13 protein-coding genes are annotated in these 21,337 nt (G+C 66.0%); 7 read left to right on the forward strand and 6 right to left on the reverse strand.

The window, feature by feature from the left end:
* Positions 1-458: 458 nt before the first annotated feature.
* Positions 459-3,950, reverse strand: coding sequence for an RHS repeat-associated core domain-containing protein (locus tag ACOAMO_RS10805; RefSeq protein ID WP_420174795.1), 3,492 nt, complete (start codon positions 3,948-3,950; stop codon positions 459-461).
* Positions 3,951-4,211: 261 nt separating this feature from the next.
* Between ACOAMO_RS10805 and ACOAMO_RS10810 the strand changes: the two genes are divergently transcribed.
* The gene (locus tag ACOAMO_RS10810) at positions 4,212-6,068 is read left to right on the forward strand and encodes an AMP-dependent synthetase/ligase (RefSeq protein ID WP_420174796.1); all 1,857 of its coding nucleotides are present in this window, start codon (positions 4,212-4,214) and stop codon (positions 6,066-6,068) included.
* A gap of 4 nt (positions 6,069-6,072) precedes the next feature.
* Positions 6,073-6,927, forward strand: coding sequence for an acyl-CoA thioesterase (locus ACOAMO_RS10815; protein ID WP_420174797.1), 855 nt, complete (start codon positions 6,073-6,075; stop codon positions 6,925-6,927).
* 67 nt (positions 6,928-6,994) lie between these two features.
* Here ACOAMO_RS10815 and ACOAMO_RS10820 read toward each other — a convergent pair whose 3' ends face one another.
* Together ACOAMO_RS10820 and ACOAMO_RS10825 are read right to left on the reverse strand one after the other, a co-directional pair.
* Positions 6,995-8,674, reverse strand: coding sequence for a glycoside hydrolase family 13 protein (locus ACOAMO_RS10820; RefSeq protein ID WP_420174798.1), 1,680 nt, complete (start codon positions 8,672-8,674; stop codon positions 6,995-6,997).
* Between the two features lie 47 nt (positions 8,675-8,721).
* Entirely contained in the window at positions 8,722-9,498 is a 777-nt protein-coding gene (locus ACOAMO_RS10825; protein WP_420174799.1) for a trimeric intracellular cation channel family protein, read from the reverse strand.
* A gap of 123 nt (positions 9,499-9,621) precedes the next feature.
* On the opposite strand from ACOAMO_RS10825, the gene ACOAMO_RS10830 reads away from it, so the two are divergent.
* Positions 9,622-11,604 carry an OPT family oligopeptide transporter gene (locus tag ACOAMO_RS10830; protein WP_420174800.1) on the forward strand — a complete coding sequence of 661 codons (1,983 nt, stop codon included), beginning with the start codon at positions 9,622-9,624 and terminating at the stop codon, positions 11,602-11,604.
* 175 nt (positions 11,605-11,779) lie between these two features.
* Here ACOAMO_RS10830 and gndA read toward each other — a convergent pair whose 3' ends face one another.
* Complete coding sequence (gndA, locus tag ACOAMO_RS10835) at positions 11,780-13,255, reverse strand: NADP-dependent phosphogluconate dehydrogenase (RefSeq protein ID WP_420174801.1); 1,476 nt, start codon at positions 13,253-13,255, stop codon at positions 11,780-11,782.
* Between the two features lie 243 nt (positions 13,256-13,498).
* Here gndA and ACOAMO_RS10840 point away from each other — a divergent pair, with 243 nt between their 5' ends.
* Positions 13,499-14,539: a LacI family DNA-binding transcriptional regulator gene (locus ACOAMO_RS10840; RefSeq protein WP_420174802.1), complete on the forward strand. Its 1,041-nt coding sequence runs from the start codon at positions 13,499-13,501 to the stop codon at positions 14,537-14,539.
* Here the strand turns inward: ACOAMO_RS10840 and ACOAMO_RS10845 are convergent.
* A complete protein-coding gene (locus ACOAMO_RS10845; RefSeq protein ID WP_420174803.1) occupies positions 14,517-15,818 on the reverse strand; it encodes a lactate racemase domain-containing protein in 1,302 nt (433 codons plus the stop codon). The two genes, ACOAMO_RS10840 and ACOAMO_RS10845, sit on opposite strands and share 23 nt — an antisense overlap.
* A 142-nt stretch (positions 15,819-15,960) precedes the next feature.
* On the opposite strand from ACOAMO_RS10845, the gene uxaC reads away from it, so the two are divergent.
* Genes uxaC through ACOAMO_RS10860 form a run of 3 tightly spaced genes read left to right on the forward strand, consistent with a single transcriptional unit; the run spans position 15,961 to position 19,864 of the window.
* On the forward strand, positions 15,961-17,376 hold the full coding sequence (gene uxaC / locus ACOAMO_RS10850) for a glucuronate isomerase (protein ID WP_420174804.1): 1,416 nt from the start codon (positions 15,961-15,963) through the stop codon (positions 17,374-17,376).
* Positions 17,373-18,731: a mannitol dehydrogenase family protein gene (locus ACOAMO_RS10855; protein WP_420174805.1), complete on the forward strand. Its 1,359-nt coding sequence runs from the start codon at positions 17,373-17,375 to the stop codon at positions 18,729-18,731. Before uxaC ends, ACOAMO_RS10855 begins: the two co-directional genes overlap by 4 nt.
* A 41-nt stretch (positions 18,732-18,772) precedes the next feature.
* A complete protein-coding gene (locus ACOAMO_RS10860) occupies positions 18,773-19,864 on the forward strand; it encodes a PfkB family carbohydrate kinase (protein WP_420174806.1) in 1,092 nt (363 codons plus the stop codon).
* 83 nt (positions 19,865-19,947) lie between these two features.
* Here ACOAMO_RS10860 and ACOAMO_RS10865 read toward each other — a convergent pair whose 3' ends face one another.
* Positions 19,948-21,072, reverse strand: a complete 1,125-nt coding sequence (locus tag ACOAMO_RS10865) for a hypothetical protein (protein ID WP_420174807.1) — start codon at positions 21,070-21,072, stop codon at positions 19,948-19,950.
* Positions 21,073-21,337 lie beyond the last annotated feature (265 nt).

Consider the following 21,337-nt stretch of genomic DNA (forward strand, 5'->3'; position numbering starts at 1 on the left):
CGAATCAGATATATCAGTATTCGGCTTGACGCGCTCGGTGGTATCCTCTAAAGCCTTTGCTCCACAGCAACAGAAGGTAATTTCAACAAAGAATCATGGGTGTTCCCCTCTCCTTTCTCATGATGATTGCTGGCGAGGGTGTCGGTCCTCGCCAGCAATCTATCTATGCTAAATCTTTACCGCAGCGAAAATTTATCGGCTGGAAGTGTCTTTGTCGGGCTGCTCATCCAAGAACTTCGCATGCTCATCCACTACATCTCCGTGAGTCAAGCTTCTGCCGCGCCATGCCATTGTGGATCCGATTATAGCCATAAGCCAGAAGATAATAATGCCTAATACCTTCCCGCCGCTCAATCCCCCTGGGGAAGTTATTGATGCCAAAGTAGAAAATATGGCGACCCCCAGAAATAGTGGGATTGTCATCGGATCGAAGACTTTCCGATCTCTCTGGACCGTCATTATGAAGCCATCCCTCCTACGGCACCCCAGAAGGTGTCGCTAGCGAGCTCCCAGCCATCATGCCCCTGAATGATGCCGGCAGACATGCCCGAATAGGTGCCAAGTAGGCCACCCCCCACAATCTTGCATCCCAAATAGCCTGGTACTCCGGATGTCAGCCCAGCCCCAGCGCAAACAGCATTTGAAATCCTTCCGGCCGCAACGCCAGCGATTGTGCTGACTCCCGTACCGAAAAAGCTGAGGCCGCTTGGGTCCAGGTTGTTGATGGGGTTTGCTGCTGCGTAGAGGTAGGGGTTTTGTTCTTGGCCGGAGGGGTCGGCGGTGGTGAAGCGTGCGATCGACGGGTCGTACCAGCGCGCTCCCATGCGGATCAGGCCGGTGGAGAAGTCACGGGGCAGGCCGGCATACATGAGGATGTTGGCTTTGGCCTCGTCGCTCCAGCGGAAGTAGTCGCGTGGTTGGCCGTAGGGATCGTAGCGGTAGAAGGCTTCCTTGTCGCCGGCATCGTTGCTCATCGCCAGCACCGAGCCTTGACGGTCCTTGTGGAAGTAGATCATCTTCCCACCCACCTGGTAGCCGAGGGTCTGCCCGGTGGGCAGAGTGAACAGTGAGACTTGTCCTTGGTTGTTGGGACTGGTGTAGGAGTCCATCCCGACCGGGTTGTAGGTGAAGGATTGGTCATGGGCCCAGGTGAGGTTTCGTGTCCCGGTGGGCAACACCTGGGCGTGGGTGAAGTTGAACACCTGGTTGGTGTCGGGCAGTGTCCACTGCGCCACGTCACCGATGCTGCTGGTCTTGACCGCGGTACGGCCGCGCACGCTGCCGGGCAACCAGCCACGCGAGGCGGTCTCGTCACCGTTGGCGTCCCAGCCGAATCCGTCAGTGCTGCCATCGGCCACGGTCAACTGGTCGGCCCGGTTGTGGTCGAAGGTACGCGTCGAGGCCAACGCATTGTCCCTGTTGCCGGCCCCGGCACCGCTGATGGTCTGACGGGTGCGGTTGCCGTTGAGGTCGTAGGCGTAGGTGAACGACGCATTCACCGCCCCGGTGGTGGTCTTCTCCACCGCCGAGGTCAACCGGTTCATCGAGTCGTAGCCATAGGTGGTGGTAGCCCCGGCCGGCACGAAGTCACCCGTGGAATCCACCATGGTCTGCACATTGACCCGATCCGCGCCGCCGACCGAATACCCATAGGACTGGGCCAACAGGGTCTGCGGGCTGGCCCCGCCACGAGCGGAGGTCACACTGGTCATCCTGCCAGAAGCATCCCAGGTGGGGGTGGTGGTCACATTGCCCGGGAAGACCTGCGTCGACAACCGCCCAGTGGTGCTGTTGTACCCGAACTTGACACACCCGCTCGGCAGGTTCGCATTCGCCGATCCCTCCAACGGGCACGCAGTCTGGTTCCATGCCGCCGAGGTGATCTGGTTGGCCTTGTTGTAGGTATAACGCGTGGGTTGAGCACCCACCACGCTCATCACGTCGATGTTGCCGGCACCATCACGACCCACCCACCGGGCCTGTCCCTTGTCATTGGTGACCTTCGACAACCGGTTCTGCGCATCGTAGTCGAAGACCTGGGCATCAATGTTGTGCAGGTTGCCATCGGCATCATGCACCCGCAGCTGCTCGGTTTGTGGCCCCGCGGGCGTCGCACCATAGGTCGCCTTGACGAACCGGTCGGCCGCGTCGTACTCATAACTGTTCGTGGCGCCGCTGCCCTTGGTCACCGAGGTCACTCTCCCCAACGAGTCATAGGTGTAACTGACCACACCCAACGGTGACGGCGGCGTGACCTTGACCAGGTTGCCCTGATCGTCATACAGGTAACGAGTGGTGTTGCCCTTGGCATTGGTCACCGAACACAACTGCCCCGCAAACCTCGAACAACTCGTGGCAATGTCCGTGCTACCGGGCTTGGCGTAGGTCTTGGCAACCTTCGCCCCACCAGTGGCCTTCGTGTCCTGCGCCGACAGCTGGTTGCCAGCCGCGTCATAGGTGTAAGCCGTCGTGTTGCCCGCATCATCGGTGCCGCACTGCTGCAGATCGGTGGCCGTGCCCGACGTGGTGGCCACCCCACATGCTCCGGCGCTGTAGGAGGCCGACGATGTGGCACCGGTGGGCATGGAGACCCGGGTGGGGTTGTTGTTCGTGTCGTAGCTGAACTTCGTGATCGCGGTCGCATCGGCTTCCCAGGCCGAGGCGATCATCGAGTTCGACGTCCAACTGCGGTTCTTCGTCACACCCATCGGATCAACCACCGTGGTCACCCGACCAGAACTGTCCAGGCTATGGGTCCACCGATTACCCAACGGATTGCTCACCACAGTCGACCCCGCATTCCACACGAAACGAGTGCTCTGCTGGGTGCCGGCACCACCCAACTGCGTGTACCGACTCACCGAGGCCACCCGCCCCGAGGTGTCATAGGCAACATCGACCACCACAGTGCGAGCCGTCTGGATACGAGACAAACGCCCCGAGGCGTCATAGCCATAGTGGGTCTGCTGCCCCAACGGATCCTTCACCACCGACAACCGACCCGACGCATCATAGGAGTAGGCCATCGTGCGCCCCGCCGAATCAGTGATGCTCACAATCCGATCCGCCGCATCATAGCCATAGGTCGTCACCCGACCAGCCGCATCCGCCGCACTCGCCACCCGCTGACCAGCCTTCGACACCATCGCCTCGTAGAAATAACTCACCCCCACACCATTGCGGTCCGTCACCTTGGTCAAGTTGCCCCCAGCATCAAACCGCATCGTGGTCCGCGACCCATTGGCCACCAGCGTGAACGAACCATCCACATTCTTGGTCAGCTTCGCATTCAACCCCGCCGGCGCCGTCCACGACGTCCCCGACCCGGTAAACACGGCCCGAAAACCCGACTGGCCACGAAACACGATCTGGCTGGCCCCAATCTCCAACCCCACATCATGGCCACCAGCCAAACCCCAACGCTGCCCGAAACCACCCGTGCGCGACGACAACGAATTGTAGAAACGATCATTGCTGATCACCGCACCCGGAGCATTGTTCGCCAAATCCTGCGCCCGCACCACCAAATTACCGTTGCCCAAATTCACCCCCACACTCAACCCATCCCGCACCCCGAACTCCTGCATCCCATAAAACCCCTGAACCCCCAGACCAGGAGCAGCAACACCAGCATCCACCGACGAAACAGCCGCACCCGCCACCCGCGACGGCGCAGCAGCCGCCTGCCCCTCCCGGTCCACGATGTAACGCCACCGCTTCGACTTGTCCGGCGCCTTCCCCCTCGGCACCCTGTTCAACTTCGCCTTGCCAGGGGCCCTCCACCTCGCCTTCGCCACCGCATCCTTCACCGACCGCGGCACCGGCACCGCAGCCGGCGCAGCAACACCAGCACCCACATCCGAAAACAAATCATCACCATCACTCGGGGCAGCAAACACACGCCCCTGACCCGTCAACCCACACGACAACACCGTCGCGGTCGACAACATCAACCCCACAACCCTACGCGACCTGGGGGGCGAACAGCAGACATCACAAATCCCTTCACTGGAACAAAAATGACAACCCGCGCAGCCCCCGAAACAACAACCGAGCCTGACCACATCCTCTGGCCGTGCACCTCTAGGGCATCACACCCCAAGGGGTGGGAACCGTCGAAAGTCCCATCCACGACGCTCGGCCTGCCACCGGTGGATTCTCAGGGCGGGGACAGTAGGGTCTAGCGGTGAACGAAAGGTAGGTGGCCGCCCGTGTCCCTGCAGGACGAGATCCTCGCCCGATGCCCCGCCAGCATTGCCCAGATGTTGATGGACCGCGTCGAAGAGACGCCGGAGGGGCTTGCCTTCCTGGTGCCTGACCGTGCCCCGAAGGGCGCCAACCAGTGGGAGCGAGTCTCCTGGAAGGACTTTGGTACCCAGGTCGTCGAGCACGCCGCCGGACTGGTCGCGCTGGGGTTGCAACCCGAGGAGCGGGTCGCGCTGGCCTCATCCACCCGCTACGAGTGGATCCTGATGAGTCTGGCCGCGCAGACCGCTGCCGGTGCGGTCACCGCGATCTACCCGAACACCACCGACCACGACGTGCTGTTCATCATGCAGGACTCCGGCTCGGTGGTGTTGGTGGCGGAGAACCAGGCCCAGGTTGCCAAGATCCAGCTGCACGACGACGAACTGTACGACCAGGTGCGCCACATCATCCTGTTCGAGGACGACCGCACCGCGGCCGAACGCGTCGACCAGCGAGTCCTCACCATCGACGAGCTGCGCCAGAAGGGCCGCGAGCTGCTCGACGAAGACCCGCAGGTGATCGAGCGAAGCATCGCGGGCATCGAACCGGACAGTCTGGCCACGCTGATCTACACCTCCGGCACCACGGGACGTCCCAAGGGCGTCGAGCTCGACCAGCGTGCCTTCACCTTCGTCGCGCATTCGATGGAGGAGCTCGACTTCCTGACCACCGAAGACCTTCAGTATCTGTGGCTGCCGCTGAGCCACGTCTTTGGCAACTGCCTGGTGGCAGTGCAGTTGGCCGTCGGCTTCGCGACCGCGGTCGACGGGCGCATCGACCGCATCGTCGCCGGTCTGGGAGAGACCAAGCCGACCATCATGTGCGGCGCGCCGCGCATCTTCGAGAAGGTGCGTGCGGCGGTCATTACGGCGAACCCCGCCTCTGGCATGAAGTCGAAGATCGCCCAGTGGGCCTTCTCGGTGGGCCGCGAGTCACACCCCTACCGGCTGGCCGGTGAGCCGATGCCCAAGGCGCTCGCCGCCCGCTACGCATTGGCCGACCGTTTGGTCTTCAGCAAGCTCAAGAAAACCATGGGCGGCAACATCCGCTTCCTCATCTCCGGCTCGGCGAAACTGTCCAGCCAGGTGCAGGAATGGTTCTACTCGGCGGGGATCACCGTCATCGAGGGCTACGGCTCCACCGAGACCACCGCCATTGCCTTCCTCACCCCGCCCAACAAGCCGCCGCGCTTTGGCAGCGTCGGCCCGGTCTCGCCCGGGCTGGAGGTGAAGCTGGATGGCGACGGGGAGGTGCTGCTCAAGGGGCCCACCATCTTCCGTGGCTACCACGAGCAGCCGGAGAAGACCGCGGAGGTCTTCGACGAGGACGGCTGGTTCCACACCGGAGACCTGGGTGAGCTGGACGCCGACGGCTACCTCACCATCACCGATCGCAAGCGTGACCTGATGAAGACTTCGGGCGGCAAGTACGTCGCCCCGCAGAAGGTGGAGAACGCCATCACGGCGAACATCCCCTACGTCAGCCAGGCCGTCGCACTGGGGGAGGGGCGCAAGTACATCGTCGCCCTGGTCACCATGGAGCGCGACTCGCTGATGAAGTGGGGCAAGAAGCATGGTCACCCCAATGCCAGCTATGAGGAACTCACCCAGCTGCCCGAGATCAAGGCCTCGATCGAGAAGCTCATGGCCAAGGCCAATTCCCGACTGGAGCGTTGGGAGACGGTCAAGCGCTTCGCCATCCTCGACCACGAGTTCAGCGTGCAGGACGGTGGCGTCACCCCCAGCTTGAAGGTGCGGCGCGCCGTCATCGCGAAGAAGTACGCGCACATCGTGGATTCGCTGTACGACAAGGAGGCCTGAGCCCGTGGAGAATCCCGTCGCGACGCTCGAGGTGCCGATTCGTTGGGTGGACCTTGACCTGCAGGGCCACGTCAACAACAGCCTGGTGGCCGAATACCTGCAGGAGGCCCGCACCGGGCTGCTGCTGGCCGGGCCCAACCGCCACCTGATCGGGGGCGGGGTGCTGGTGGCCGGACACGTCGTGGAATACCTCCGGCCGATCCTGTTCGAGGCCGGCCCGCTGACCGCCGACGTGGGAGTCTTCGGGGTGGGCGCCTCGCGCTTCCACGCCAAGTACGAGCTGGTGCAGGACGGGAAGGTGTGCGCCCGCGCCTCCACCCGCTTGTGCCCCTTCGACTTCGACCAGCAACGCCCACGGCGACTGACCGACGCGGAACGCGCCTGGTTCGTCGAGGTGGCCGGTGAGGCACCTCAGTCGCGTCCGCTGGATGTGCCGCGACTGGAGGGCCGCGGCCATGTGCACGAGTTCACCGTGCGCTGGGGAGACATCGACCGCTACGGGCACGTCAACAATGTGCGTCACTTCGACTACGTGCAGGAGGCGCGGATCGCGGCCACCACCAGCGCCGATCCGTCGATGTCGCGCGACGGGGGAGCGGTGCGCTGGGTGGTGGCTCGCCAGGACGTCGACTACCTGTCCCAGATCGACCATCGTGCCGAGCCCTACCAGGTGCTGACCGCGGTCGCCCGGATCGGGACCAGCTCGTACACGCTGGCGGCCGAGATCGTCGACCCGCTGGCGGGCGGCAAGGTGCTGGCGCGTGCCCGCACGGTGCAGGTCTGCACCGATGCCGAGGGTGCCAAGCGCGAGCTGCCCGCCAGTACGCGCGAAGCCCTGGGAAAGCTGCTCGTCAGCTGAGCCTGGGTGGGGCCTCGACAGGCTCGGCCGTCGGGGTGGGGCTGGCCGAGCTTGTCGAAGCCGCTTCTCAGACGCGCAGCCAGGCGGCGGTGTCGGCGGGCAACCGCCCGTCCACCAGCTCTCCGGTGGCCAGCAGCAGCTCACCGTCCAGCTCCACCGGCTCGGCACCCAGGTTCAGCACGCACCGGAAGCCGGGATCGCGGGTGAAGCTCAGCACCTGCTCGTCGCTGTCGTCCCACTGCATGGTGCCGTCGCCCAGTGCGTCGAGTTCACGGCGCAGGCGCAGCAGGTTGCGGAACAGGTTCAGCGACGAGGTGAGGTCAACCTCCTGCTTCTCGACGGTGATCCCGGCCCAGTGCTCCGGCTGCGGCAGCCAGGGCTCCGCATCGGTTCCGAAGCCGAAGGGCTGCTCATCGCCACTCCACGGGATCGGCACCCGACAGCCGTCACGGCCACGGATGGTGTGGTTCGAACGAACCCACGTGGGATCCTGCAGGGCCTCCTCGGGCAGGTCCTCCACTTCGTCGAGCCCCAGCTCCTGGCCCTGGTAGACGTAGGCGCCACCCGGCAGGGCGAGCATGAGGGCTGCCGCGGCGCGTGCCCGGCGTCGCCCGAGCTCGAGGTCGGTCTGCTGACCGGCGAAGGCCTCCTGCCAGTGCGGATCCTCCTCGTGCTCCTCGGTGCTGAAGCGGCGCCCCGACACCTGCTTGCCGTAGCGGCTGGCGACGCGCATGACGTCGTGGTTCTCCAGGACCCAGATGGTGGGGGCACCCACCTCGCGGTGACCCTCGATTCCGGAGTCGATGGTGGTGCGCAGGCTGGTGGCACTCCACTCGGACTCCAGGAAGTCGAAGCAGAAGGTGGTGTGCAGGCGGTCGGGCCGCACGTACTCCACCAGACGGTCCAGGGGCAGGTAGGCCTCCGAGACGAAGATGCGGGCACCCAGTTCGGTGCCGGCATAGCTGTCGGCGATGGCACGCCAACGACGCTGGATGTCGGCCAGGCCGGGCTGGTCCCAGGTGGGGGCGCCGGCAGGCTTGGCGACGGTTCCGAAGCCGGTCCTCTGGTCCAGCGGCACGTCGGGGAAGGCCGGATCCTTGACCAGGGAGTCGGCCACGTCGATGCGGAAGCCGTCCACGCCCCGGTCGAACCAGAAGCGCAGCACACGGTCGATCTCGGCGCGGACCGTCTCGTTCTCCCAGTTCCAGTCGGGCTGCTCGGGGGCGAACATGTGCAGGTAGTACTGGCCGGGAGTGCCGTCGGGATTGGTGGTGCGCTCCCACGCGGAGCCGCCGAACATGGCGCCCCAGTTGGTGGGCGGCTCGTTGCCGTCGACGCCCTTGCCGTCGCGGAAGTGGAAGAGGTCGCGCTCGGGCGACCCCGGAGCCGCGGCCAGCGCCTTCTGGAAGAGCGGGTGATCGATCGAGCAGTGGTTGGGAACCAAGTCGATCAGCACCCGAAGACCCAGCTCGTGGGCCTTCGCGACGAACTCGTCGGCGTCGTCCAGGGTGCCGAAGTCGGGATGGATGTCGCAGTAGTCGGCCACGTCGTAGCCGCCGTCCCACAGCGGCGACGGGTACCAGGGCGAGACCCAGACGGCGTCGACCCCCAGCTTCTTCAGGTGGGGCAGCTTCTGGATCATGCCCCGGAGGTCACCGGTGCCGTCATTGTTCGCGTCGGCGAAGCTGCGGGGATAGATCTGGTAGGTGACGGCGTGGCGCCACCAGTTCGTGTCTTCAAGGCTCACCCGTCGAGCCTAGCGAGCCCGTCACCCCGATTCACTTGCGCCCCGATTCAGTCGCGCCGGTCTTCAGCCGTGTCGCGATTCAGTCGCGAGTTTTTCCGGCGTCGACGCCGACGCAGTGGGGGAGTGGCGCCGGTCCACCAGGAGGGCCGCGGCAGTGAGCCGACGGCACTGCGGGGCTGCCAGGTGAAGGCCAAGGGCAGGGTCCAGCCGCGCCAGATCGCCCCGAGGGTGAGGCCGCTGCCGACGGCGACGCTGGCCACCATGGCCACCGTGTGGTGCCCGGTGGGCCACACCAGCACGGTGACCAGGCTGCCTGCCATCGCGCTGGTGGCGTAGAGGGTGTTGCCGCCGAAGACCGTCGGGATGCGTCGCAGCAGGACGTCGCGCGCCATGCCGCCACCGACGGCGGTGAGGGTGCCCAGCAGGATGGCCGACAGCGGGCTGAAGTCGTGCACCAGGGCTCGCTGCGAGCCGGCGGCCGCCCAGGCACCCAGGGCCAGGGCATCGATGACCGGGAAGGTCAGGTCCCAGAAGCGATGGGTGATCGGAATCGCGAAGGCGATTGCGGCGCCGACCAGGGCGACGGTGAAGTAGGCCCCGTCCACCAGCGCCACCGGGGTGCCGCGCTGCATGAGTGTGTCGCGGATCAGGCCACCGCCCAGGGCGGAGCAGATGGCCAGGGTGACGAAACCCACCGGGTCCATGTTCTCCGAGCGGGCCATGACCCCACCCAGGATGGCGTTGAACAGCACCCCGGTGAGGTCGACGAAGCGCACGGCCTGGGTGATGGTTTGAGGGTCGATCGGGACGTCCAAGGGCAGCACTCCACCAGTGTCCCAGCACCACGCCTGAGCGTGAAAATTACCCCGATGCGGACGAATGGCCCGCAGGGAATTAAAGTCTTCGCGTCGCGCACGCTCCACGTGCGCCCACAACAGGAGAATTTCGTGTCCTCATCGACTGTCAAGGCCGCCGGAGCACCCGGTAGGGAAGGGCTCAAGGAGCTCACCCTGCGCGGTGTCATCATCGGCGGCATCATCACCCTCGTCTTCACCGCAGCCAACGTCTACCTCGGCCTGAAGGTGGGCCTGACCTTCGCCACCTCCATCCCCGCCGCGGTGATCTCGATGGCCGTGCTGCGTGCCTTCCACGACCACACGATCGTGGAGAACAACATCGTCCAGACCATCGCCTCGGCGGCCGGCACTCTGAGCGCGATCATCTTCGTGCTGCCCGGCCTGGTGATGCTCGGTTACTGGAGTGGCTTCCCCTACTGGACCACCGCCGCCGTCTGCTTCTTCGGCGGCGTGCTGGGCGTCATGTACTCCATTCCGCTGCGACGCGCGCTGGTCACCGGTTCCGACCTGCCCTACCCGGAGGGCGTCGCTGCCGCCGAGGTGCTGCGGGTTGGCGACTCCGCCGAGGGCGGCGAGGAGAATGCCCGCGGCCTCAAGGTGATCACCGTGGCGGGTCTCAGCGCCGCCGCCTTCACGCTGCTGGCCAAGACCAAGGCGGTCGCCGAAGGCGTCTCGCACACCTTCCGCGTGGGTACCGGGGGCACCATGGTGGGTACCAGCCTCTCGATGGCCCTGATTGGCGTCGGCCACCTGGTCGGTATCACCGTCGGCATCGCCATGGTGGTGGGGCTGCTCATCAGCTACGGCGTCATCCTGCCCTTCATGACCCGCGGCCAGCTCGACCCCGCGGAGCCGCTCGACAGTGCCGTGCAGGCCATCTTCTCCAGCGACGTGCGTCTGATTGGCGCCGGCACCATGGCCGTGGCGGCCGTCTGGACCCTGGTGAAGATCATCGGCCCCATCATCAAGGGCATCTCCGAATCGCTGGCCGCGCACAAGATCGCCAGCGCAGACTTGGCCATAGAGGAGCGAGACCTGTCGATGAAGGTGGTCATCGGCACCACCCTGGCTTCCATGCTGCCCATCGGCGCCCTGCTGTGGCTGTTCACCCAGGGCACCCCGCTGGAGGGCAACTCGACCGGCCTGGTCATCACCTCGGTGCTCTTCGTGCTGCTGGTGGGCCTGTTCGTCGCCTCGGTCTGTGGCTACATGGCCGGTCTGATCGGCGCCTCCAACTCGCCCATCTCGGGCGTGGGCATCATCGTCGCCATCGCCGCCGCGCTGCTGATCAAGGCCGTGCACGGCGCCGGCACCGGAGAGATGACCGAGGCGCTGGTGGCCTACACCCTGTTCACCACCGCCGTCGTCTTCGGCGTGGCCACCATCAGCAATGACAACCTGCAGGACCTCAAGACCGGCCAGCTGGTCGGAGCCACCCCGTGGAAGCAGCAGGTGGCCCTCATCATCGGTGTCGGCTTCGGCTCGGCCATCATCCCGCCGGTGCTCGGCGTGATGAACACCTCCTTCGGCTTCGCCGGAGCCCCCGGCGCCGGTGAGGGCGCGCTGGCCGCCCCGCAGGCCTCGCTGATCTCCACGCTGGCCAAGGGCGTGCTCGGCGGCGGCCTGGACTGGAACCTGCTGGGCATCGGCGCGCTGATCGGCTGCGTGGTGATCGCCATCAACGAGACCCTGGGCAAGACCACCAAGGGCCGTATGGCGCTGCCGCCGCTGGCCGTCGGCATGGGCATGTACCTGCCGATCAGTCTCACCCTGATGATCCCGATGGGCGCAGCCCTGGGCCTGGCCTACGACAAGTGGGCGGCCCGCACCGCCAACCCGGAACGCAGCAAGCGGATGGGTACCCTGCTGGCCACCGGCCTGATCGTCGGCGAGAGCCTGTTCGGGGTGCTGTACGCCGGCATCGTCGCCGCGACCGGTGACGACGAGCCGCTGGCCCTGGTCAAGGGCGACGGTTGGGCCACCCCGGCGCAGCTGGTGGGCATCGTTGTCTTCGCCGCGGTGATCGCCGCGCTGTACAACTGGACGAAGAAGAAGGCCGTCGCGAAGGCCTGATCACCCAAACCGGACCCGACGGCCGAGCCTGTCGAGGCCCCTCGACAAGCTCGGGGACCGTACAAGAAGGCGCCCCCACCATTGCGGTGGGGGCGCCTTTTGGCTTCGACAAGCTCAGCCGTCGAGGTCAGTGGAAACTCAGCCGTCGAGGTCAGTGGAAACTCAGCCGTCGAGGTCAGTGGTTGCCGGCGTCGCCCGCAACCTCGGACTTGTCGCCCGACCACAGGGTGTGGAAGGAACCCTCGGCGTCGATGCGCTTGTAGGTGTGGGCGCCGAAGTAGTCGCGCAGGCCCTGGGTGAGCGAGGCGTTCAGACGCGGTGCGCGCACCTGGTCGTAGTAGGCCAGGGCGGAGCTGAAGCCGGGCACCGGGACGCCCGAGGTGACGGCGGTGGCCACCACACGGCGCCAGGCATCTTGGCCCTTGGCCAGCTCGGCCTTGATGGAGGGGGCCTCCAGCAGGGTGACCAGGTTGCCCGCGGCGTACTCGTTGCTGATGCGGTCGAGCAGCTTGGCGCGGATGATGCAGCCGTCACGCCAGATCTTGGCGACCGCGGCCACGTCGATCTCCCAGCCGTACTCCTGGCCGGCGATGCGGATCTCGTCCAGGCCCTGGGCGTAGGCGATGACCTTGCTGGCCCACAGGGCCTGACGGATGTCGTCGGTGAAGGCCTTCACGTCCTCGACCTTCAGCGAGCCGTCCGGGCCCTCCAGGGCGGCCTGGGCGTGCTCGCGCAGGTCGGGGCTGGAGGAGATGGCGCGGGCGAAGACGGCCTCGGAGATGGCGTTGACCGGCACACCCAGCTTGAGGGCGGACTGCACGGTCCAGGTGCCGGTGCCCTTCATGCCGGCCGCGTCGACGATCGAGTCCACCAGCGAACCACCGGTCTTGGCGTCCTTCTGGCGCAGCACCTCGGAGGTGATCTCGATCAGGTAGCTGTCGAGGTCGCCGGTGTTCCACTCGGCGAAGACGTCGGCCATCTGGTCATTCGACAGGCCGGCAGCCTTGAGCAGGGTGTAGGCCTCACCGATGAACTGCATGTCGGCGTACTCGATGCCGTTGTGCACCATCTTGACGAAGTGGCCCGAACCGTCGGTGCCGATGTAGGTGCAGCAGGGCTCGCCCTCGTACTGTGCGGAGATCTTCTCCAGGATCGGACCCATCGACTCGTAGGCCTCACGAGTGCCGCCGGGCATCATCGAGGGACCCTCGAGGGCGCCGACCTCGCCGCCGGAGATGCCACAGCCGACGAAGTGCAGGCCGGCGGCGCGCACCTTCTCCTCGCGACGGATGGTGTCCTCGTAGAAGGCATTGCCGCCGTCGACGATGATGTCGCCGTCCTCCAGCAGCGGGATGAGCTGGTCGATCACCGCGTCGGTGCCGCGTCCGGCCTGCACCATGATGACGATGCGGCGGGGGCGCTCCAGCGAGGCGACGAAGTCCTCGATCTTCTCCGAGGCGATGAAGTTGCCCTCCGAACCGTGGTCACGCATGACCTCCTCGGTCTTGGCGAAGGTGCGGTTGTAGATGGCGGTGGTGTAGCCCTTGTGGGCCATGTTGCGGGCCAGGGACGAGCCCATCACGGCCATGCCGATGACGCCGACGTCGGCAAGCGTCCTGGTTTCGGTTGCGGAAGAGGTGGTTTCAGTCATGGAAACTCCTTAGATCGGGACTCCACTGGAGCGGTCCCCGGCGGGATCGGGGGCATCGGTGCCCGGCAGCGGTTGGTGCTTGCTGTGCTGACGAAGCCCAGTCCAGCAAAGACCCTTGCCGGGCGGGAGAGCTTGCCACAAGTTGCAGTTGTCGGCTTGACTGCGCACAACGATCTTCGGCGGCTGGGGGGCGTTGTTGTCGTCTGTTGCCGCCAGCGGAGGGGTGTTACTACAGTGAATCGTATGGCACTGGACCGGGACGATGAGACGCCCAAGAAACCGGCGACGATCTACCAGGTGGCCGAAGCAGCAGGGGTGAGCCCGTCCACGGTCTCGCGTGCCTTCTCACGGCCTGGCCGGGTGAGTGACCAGACGGCCGCCAAGATCCATCGGATCGCCGCGGAACTGGGATACCGGACGGAGGCGGTTTTCCGGGCCGAACGCCCGGCACGCACCCAAATGATCGGCCTGCTGATCGGCGACGTCACCAATCCCTTCTACTTCAACATCATCCGTGGGGCAGAGGTGGCAGCCAGTGCCGCGGGATTTTCCATCGTGCTGACCGACAGCCAGGAGTCCACCGAGCGTGAGCGCACCCTGCTCGACCGTAGCCTGCCTGTGCTCGACGGGCTGGTGATCGTCGCCTCACGCCTGTCGGACACCGCACTGCGGGGGGTCTCCAAGAAGGTGCCCACGGTGGTGCTCAACCGGCAGGTGACGGGGCTGCCCTGCCTGTCCAGTGACAACGGTCGTGGTATGCGCCGGGCCCTGGAGCACCTGGGCGAACTCGGGCACCGCCGCGTGGCCTATGTGGCCGGCCCGGAGGCGGCCTGGGTCGACGGGATGCGCTGGCGAGCCTTCCGCGAGGGCTGCTCGGAACTGGGCATGGAGGACTTCCGCTACGGCCCGGTCGATCCGACGGTGCGTGGCGGACTGGCGGCTTCACGGTTGGTGGGCGGGCATCGAGAGACCGCCGTGGTCTGCTACAACGACCTGGTGGCCATCGGGGTGCTGCGCGGCCTGCAGCGTCGCGGCCTGAGCGTGCCAGAGGACATGTCCGTAGTGGGCTTCGACAACACCTTCGCCTCAGACCTGGTGACGCCGGCCATCACGACGGTGGCATCCCCCCTGCGTCAACTGGGCGAACACGGCGTGCGCACGGTGCTGAGCATGATCAAGAACCACCAGCAGCTGACGCCCGACCTGTCCGTGATGCCGATGGAACTCGTGGTGCGCGAGTCCACCGGCCCCGTCGACGGCCTCAGCGCTGCGAGATCAACTTGAACAAGATCTCGCCGGCATTGGGCACCACCATCGTGCCGGGCACCTTCGCCTCGGCATCCAGATCGATGCTGGCCGGGTCCAGGTAGCCCAGGTTGACCTGCGCGCAGGTCTCCGGCGGGATCTGGGTGGCCAGCGTCACCTTGATGCGGTTGTGCTCGGTGCCGGTGGCCTCGTCGAAGGTTCCGGCACCACGCACATGGGTGGAGTGGGCGAGCACACCCTTGGGGACGTCGGAGAACTTGTCCCACTGCTTGGTGAAGTACTCGATGCAGTGATAGCCGATGTCGTAGATCTCCTTGTGCACCTCGGAGACCTCCGTGACGTGAGGTGCGTAGATGACCACCTCGCCACCGTCGGCCATGGCGGGCTGCGCCTTGTAGCAGCCCTTGGCGGCGGTCCAGATGTCGTCGTAGCGCTCCGGCATGCACGCGATCACCTTCTGCAGCGGCTCGTCGAGCCAGACGATGTGGCTCTCGGCGGCCACCTCGGCCATCGCTGCCCAGGCATCCTCGCTGGTGCCGAAGGCCGCGGCCTCCAGCTCGCCTGAGCCGGACTGCACCACCAGGCACAGGGCCAGCTTCTGGTTGGGGATCAGGTCGGTACCGGCATTGATGATGGCCCGCATCGGGGTGATGCCCGTGGTGCCGATCACCTTCTCCACACCGAGCAGGGCGCCTACCCAGTGCGACAGGTCGATGGCGTCGTGGGTGGCGCAGCCGGGAATGAAGTACTTGTTGCCGCCGGAGATGCCGACCACCTCGTGCGGGAAGACCGGGCCGATGACGATGTTGACGTCGGCCTCGACGACGTAGCGGTTGATCTCGACGTCGACGGCCACCTCCTGGGCCCCCTGGCTGAGCTCCTTGATGGTCTCGGCCGAGAGCGTGCCCACCTTGACGATCTTGTCGGGGTCCTCCCACTCATGGTTGACCACGCGCATGCCGGGGTAGGCCTCTTCGAGAGTGGCGGGCTGTCCCTCGCCGCCGACGCCGAACCAGGCGTCGATCTCGTCGGGCTCCATGTAGGAGTGGGTGCCCAGGGCGATGACGGCGGTCAGCTCGGCCACCCGCGGGGCGAGCTGGGAGTGGACGGCCTTGAGCACCATGGGCAGCGGCATGGAACGGGTCCCGTCCGGCACCACCAGCACGACCTTCTTGCCGTCCAGGTCTGCGCGGGCCAGGTTGCGCTCGACGAAGGTGGCGAAGTCGGCTTCGGAGACCTGGCCGTGGGCTCCGCCGATGGTCTCGACGGTGAGGGAATCGGTGCTGTGGGTGCTCATGCGCCCAGTGAAGCGCCGTTGCAGCGGCGGGGCAAGCAGTTGCTCGGCTTTGCTTCTGGCAAAGCGCTCGTGACAGGCCCTGATGATGGACAACACGTGGCAACCGGTGGAATGTGGCAGTGGCGCGGGCGAGCATGGCCACATGGCACAGGCAATGACGCTCCATCCAGACCGACTTTTCCCCGCAGATCCCACCACGCGTGACGTGACTCGTCGCATCTACGACGAGGTCAAGGACCTGCCCATCCTCTCGCCGCACGGCCACGTGCCCCCGGCGTGGATCGCCGACGACGTCCCCTTCGGCGATGCCACCGAGCTGCTCATCACCCCCGATCACTACGTCAACCGGATCATGCACGCCAATGGCGTCGAGCTGTCCACCCTGGGCGTGCCGGTGGGCACCGAGATGAGCGCCGAGCAGAAGCGCACCGCATGGCGCACCTTCTGCGAGCACTGGAGTGACTACAACGGCACGGCGATGCGTTACTGGATGCAGGACCAGCTGGTGGGCATCTTCGGCATCGACAAGCGCCCCAGCGCCGAGACCGCCGACGAGATCTACGACGCCATCAATGCCAAGCTGGCCACCCCCGAGATGAAGCCGCGGGCCCTGATGGACTCCTTCGACATCAGCTTCATCGCCACCACCGACGATCCCTGCGACGACCTGCACCACCACCAGAAGATCGCCGCGGATGAGTCCTTCACCCGACGCGTCGTGCCCACCTTCCGGCCGGACAAGTACCTGGAGCCCGGACGCAGGGACTGGAATGACCTGGTCAGCCAGCTCGGTGAGGCCGCCGGCATGGAGATCGCCACCTTGGCCGACTACACCGCGGCCATGGAGAACCGCCGTGCCTTCTTCAAGGAGAACGGCGCCGTCTCCACCGACCACTCCCACGCCGACCTGGGCACCGTCACGCCGGACCCGGTGGAGGCCACCAAGCTCTTCGAGCTGGCCCGCAAGAACGAGGCCAGCCCCGAGCAGTGCGACCAGCTGCGTCGCCACCTGCTCACCGACCAGGTGCGGATGGCCACCGAGGACGGCCTCACCCTGACCCTGCACCCGGCCGTCGCCCGAGGCCACGACCACGCCGCCACCGAGCAGTACGGCGCCGACGTCGGCAATGACATTCCCGTGCGGCTCGAGGTCACCCGCGCCATGGAGCCGGTGCTCAATGCCTTCGGCAACCACCCCAACCTCAACCTGGTGCTGTTCACCCTGGACGAGGACAACTTCAGCCGTGAGATCGCGCCGCTGGCCGGTTGGTACCGCAGCCTTTACATCGGTGTGCCGTGGTGGTTCATCGACGCCCCGGAGTCGATCATGCGCTTCAAGCAGTCGATCACCGAGATGGCCGGCTTCACCCGGGTCTCGGGAATGATCGACGACACCCGCGCCTTCTGCTCCATCCCGGCCCGTCACGACATGTCGCGTCGCCTGGACGCCGCCCACCTGGCCAGCCTCGTGGTGCAGCACCGTCTGGACGAGGACGAAGCCGTCGAGACCGCCATCAACCTTGTCAGCAACAATCCGAAGAAGGTGTTCAAGCTGTGACCACTTTGAACCGAAACGAGCACGGCCGCGCCAAGGCACCGGTGCGCATGGTCCATCTGGGCATCGGGAACTTCACCCGCGCCCACCAGGCCTGGTACACCGAACACGCCACCGACGCCGACCAGTGGGGCATCGCGGCCTTCACCGGCCGTTCCCCCGCCATCGCCGAGACCCTGGCGCCCTCCGAGGGGCTCTACCAGCTGTGCGTCGCCGACCCCGAGGGTGACCAGGTGGAGGTGATCAGCTGCCTCAGCGAGGTGCACGCCGCGGACGACCTGGCTGCCTGGCGCGGCTACTTCGCCGATCCCGAGATGGTGATCGTCACCTCGACCATCACCGAGGCCGGCTACCTGCGCAACAAGGACGGCGACTTGGACCTGTCCAACCAGCAGCTGGTGGCAGACCTGGCCGCGCTGAAGGCCGATCCGGCGGCGGCCGTGACCACCGCGCCGGCCAAGTTCGTCGCCGGCCTGCTGGCCCGTCGCGCCGCCGGGGGAGCGGACATCACCTTCTGCCCCTGCGACAACATCCCCGAGAACGGCCCGATGGTGAAGCACGTCATCACCCAGGCCGCACAGCAGGTGGACCCGTCGCTGGCCGAGTGGGTCGAGCAGCACGTCGGCGTGGTGACCACCATGGTTGACCGCATCACCCCGCGCACCACCGACGAGGACCGCGAGCGCGTCGAGGCCGCCACCGGCATCACCGACCCGGCCCTGGTGGTCACCGAGCCCTTCGCCGAGTGGGTGCTGGCTGGTGAGTTCAAGGCCGGTCGCCCCGCCTGGGAGACCAAGGGCGCCCGCTTCGTCGACGACGTCGTGCCCCACGAGGCACGCAAGTTGACCCTGCTCAACGGTTCCCACTCGCTGATGGCCTATGCCGGATCGATCCGCGGGCACGAGACCGTCTACGACGCGATCACCGACGAGCTCGTGCTGGGCTGGGTCAACCAGTTCTGGGACGACGCCGTCAAACACCTGGAGCTGCCCGCCCAGGAGCTGGCCGACTACCGCGAGGCCCTGCTCTCGCGCTACCGCAACCCGCGCATCAAGCATCTGCTGGCCCAGATCGCCGGCGATGGCTCGCAGAAGGTGCTGATCCGCCACGTGCCCACCATCAAGGCGGAACTCGCCAAGGGCGGTGTGGCCGAGGGTGCCACCCGCGCGGTGGCTGCCTGGGTGCTGCACCTGCGGGGCGTCGGCGCCCCCGTCAACGATGCGCGCGCCGACGAGATGACCGCCCTGGTCCAGGGCGACGAGCAGGACTCGGTGCGCAAGGTGCTCGCCTACCTGGGCATCGACGACGACCGCATCGCCAAGACCGTGCTGGCCCAGTTGGGCGAGCTGCAGGCCTGATCCGTACCCGACACCACCCCGTACCAACAAAGGAGAGACAGTTGTTGAAGCTTCGCGAGGACGCCCAGTGGTCCATCGTGGTTCCCACGTCCATGGGCGTGCGCATCACCCCCGAGAACCGGCAGGCCGTGCACGTGTCTGACCGCTACATCATGCAGGCCACCTCGGCCGAGGCGAATGTCGCCTCCATCGCCTCCCACCTGGGGGAGCCGGCCAAGGTGCTGACCGCCTTCGTCGAGGGTTCCCCGATCAGCGCCTTCATCAAGGCCCAGCTGCGTGCCCGCGGCATGGCCTTCGAGGGTCCCGAGGTGCCGCAGGGCGACGCCTGGGGCCACCGCCACCAGTTCAACATCGCCGATTCCGGTTTTGGCGGCCGCGCGCCGCGCGTGTGGAATGACCGTGCCGGCGAGGTGGGTCGCGAGCTGAGCATCGACGACTTCGACCTGGACCGTCTCTTCGGGCAGGAGGGCGTCAAGATCCTGCACATGTCTGGCCTGGTCGCCTCGATCAGCCCCAAGACCAGCGCCTTCTGCGTCGAGTTGGCCAAGAAGGCCAAGGAGTACGGCACCTTGGTCAGCATGGACATGAACTACCGCGCCTCCTTCTGGAAGGGACGCGAGGAGGAGCTGTCCGCGGCCTTCCACGCGATCGCCGAGCAGTGCGACATCCTCTACGGCAACGAGGAGGACTTCCAGCTGTGCCTGGGCATCCAGGGGCCCGAGGCGGGCGGCGAGGACATCAACGCCAAGATCGACGGCTTCAAGCAGATGATCGTGCGCATCAAGGAGACCTACCCCAATGCCCAGATGATCGGCACCTCGCTGCGTGAGGTCATCAGCGCCAACCACCACGAGTGGGGCATGGTGCTGTGGAGCTGCGCCGAGAAGCCCGAGGGCGAGTTCACCGTGCAGGAACTGCGCGACATCGACGTCATCGACCGCATCGGTGGCGGCGACGGCTCCATCGGCGGCGTCCTCTACGGCGTGCTCAAGGGTTGGAATGTGGAGAAGTGCTCGCAGTTCGGCTGGGCGACCGGCGCGATGGCGGCAACCTCCATCACCGACAATGCCGCACCGGCCGACGAGGCGCAGGTGTGGTCGATCTTCGAGGGGAATGCGCGCGTCCAGCGCTGAGTTCACGCAGACGGGGTGCCCGGAGCCGTGTGGCTCCGGGCACCCCGTCTTTCGTGCCGATTCCCGGGACTGACGTCCAGCGGTCAGGCCGAGACGTAGCAGTCGGCGTTGGACAGGTCGACGCCGCGCGCGTCGTAGATCGGGATCTCGTAGGCGACCTTGCCACCCTCACGGGCGTTGTTGCTGAGGCTGTCGGTGCCGTAGTAGATCTTGCCGCCCTTGATGCAGGCCGCCTTGATGTTCACGCTGCCCTTGACCGCCGAGGTCGAGGTGGCCGTTCCGCGCAGGGCCTGGACGTTCTTGTTCTGCTTGTAGTCCTCCACCTGGGGCTTGCCCATCTTGGTGATGCTGAAGCCGTTCTTCATGTCGGTCTTGTCCACCAGGGAGACCTTGAAGGTCTTCGGCTTGGCGCCAGCGGGCAGAGTCACCAGGTTGCTGGTCACCAGGTCATGCTCACCGGTGGTGTACGAGGAGTTGAGCCCGGTCTTCGAGGCGATCATCTTGCCATTGGCGTCATAGAGGCTGACCCGCAGGTTGAGCATCATCGGACGATCGGTGGTGACCCGGTAGACACCGACGACCTGGGCGTGCTTGCCGCCAGGAGCGGGGGCACCCTGCAGGTCCACCACCTTCAGCTTGGAGATGCCCGATCCGGCGGGGACGGAGATCTCATCGCCCTTTCCGGAGGTCTCGGAGCCGGACTTCGAGGACGAGTCGGAGTCGTCCCCCGAGGAGTCGGAGTCGTCGTTCGAGGAGGAGTCGTCCGTCTCGTCCGAACTGCCGCGGTTGGACTCCTGGTCGTCGGTGTCGTTCGACCCGGAGTCCTCGAAGCCCGAGTCGTCGGAGTCCCTGTCGTTGTTGTCGGAGTCCCGGTCGTTGGAATCCGTGTCGTTGGAATCCGAGTCGTTGTTATTGGAGTCCCGGTTGTCGGAGTCCGAGTCGTTGGAATCCCTGTCGTTGCTGTCCGAGTCCCTGTCGTCGGAGTCCGAGTCGTCGGAACCGGTGGACGAATCGTCGTCCGAGTTGTTGTTGTTCGACTCGTTCGCGTTCGAGCCACCCTTGTCGCTGTCGTCCTTCTCGGCAGACACGCTCGGTTCGCTCTGGGGGACCGCGGTGTCCTCCTTCGGCGAGATCATCGAGCAGGCTGAGAAGGCCGGCAGGAGGGCGAGGGCTGCAATGCTGGCGCGGCGCGCAGTGGAGAGGCTCAAGGGAATCCTTTCGATGGGGTGACCCGAGGGCACCTTGACGTGGTTCTTGCTTGCACCCCCATCGTGCTTGGGCAGCAGTCCAACTGTCGATGGGGAGAACTCCCCATCGACTCTTCTTCAAGCAGGGTTCAGTTTGCGGGACGACGCCCTCCACCCCTCCCGAAAGCCTGGTTGCCAGCCGATGCCGAGGCGCAGGGGTGGCCGGTCTTCGCGGGGAAGGTGCGCGTCCGGCGCTGAATCAATTCATCGTCCAAGGGGGGCGAGT

Source organism: Luteococcus struthionis, assembly GCF_048595755.1.
Taxonomy (GTDB): Bacteria; Actinomycetota; Actinomycetes; order Propionibacteriales; family Propionibacteriaceae; genus Luteococcus.

Bases quoted from the DNA above. Each gene is read 5' to 3' on its own strand.
- ACOAMO_RS10805 (WP_420174795.1), bottom strand. From the start codon at position 3,950: ATGTTGTCGACCGCGACGGTGTTGTCGTGTGGGTTGACGGGTCAGGGG.
- gndA (WP_420174801.1), bottom strand. From the start codon at position 13,255: ATGACTGAAACCACCTCTTCCGCAACCGAAACCAGGACGCTTGCCGAC.
- ACOAMO_RS10840 (WP_420174802.1), top strand. From the start codon at position 13,499: ATGGCACTGGACCGGGACGATGAGACGCCCAAGAAACCGGCGACGATC.
- ACOAMO_RS10845 (WP_420174803.1), bottom strand. From the start codon at position 15,818: ATGAGCACCCACAGCACCGATTCCCTCACCGTCGAGACCATCGGCGGA.
- uxaC (WP_420174804.1), top strand. From the start codon at position 15,961: ATGGCACAGGCAATGACGCTCCATCCAGACCGACTTTTCCCCGCAGAT.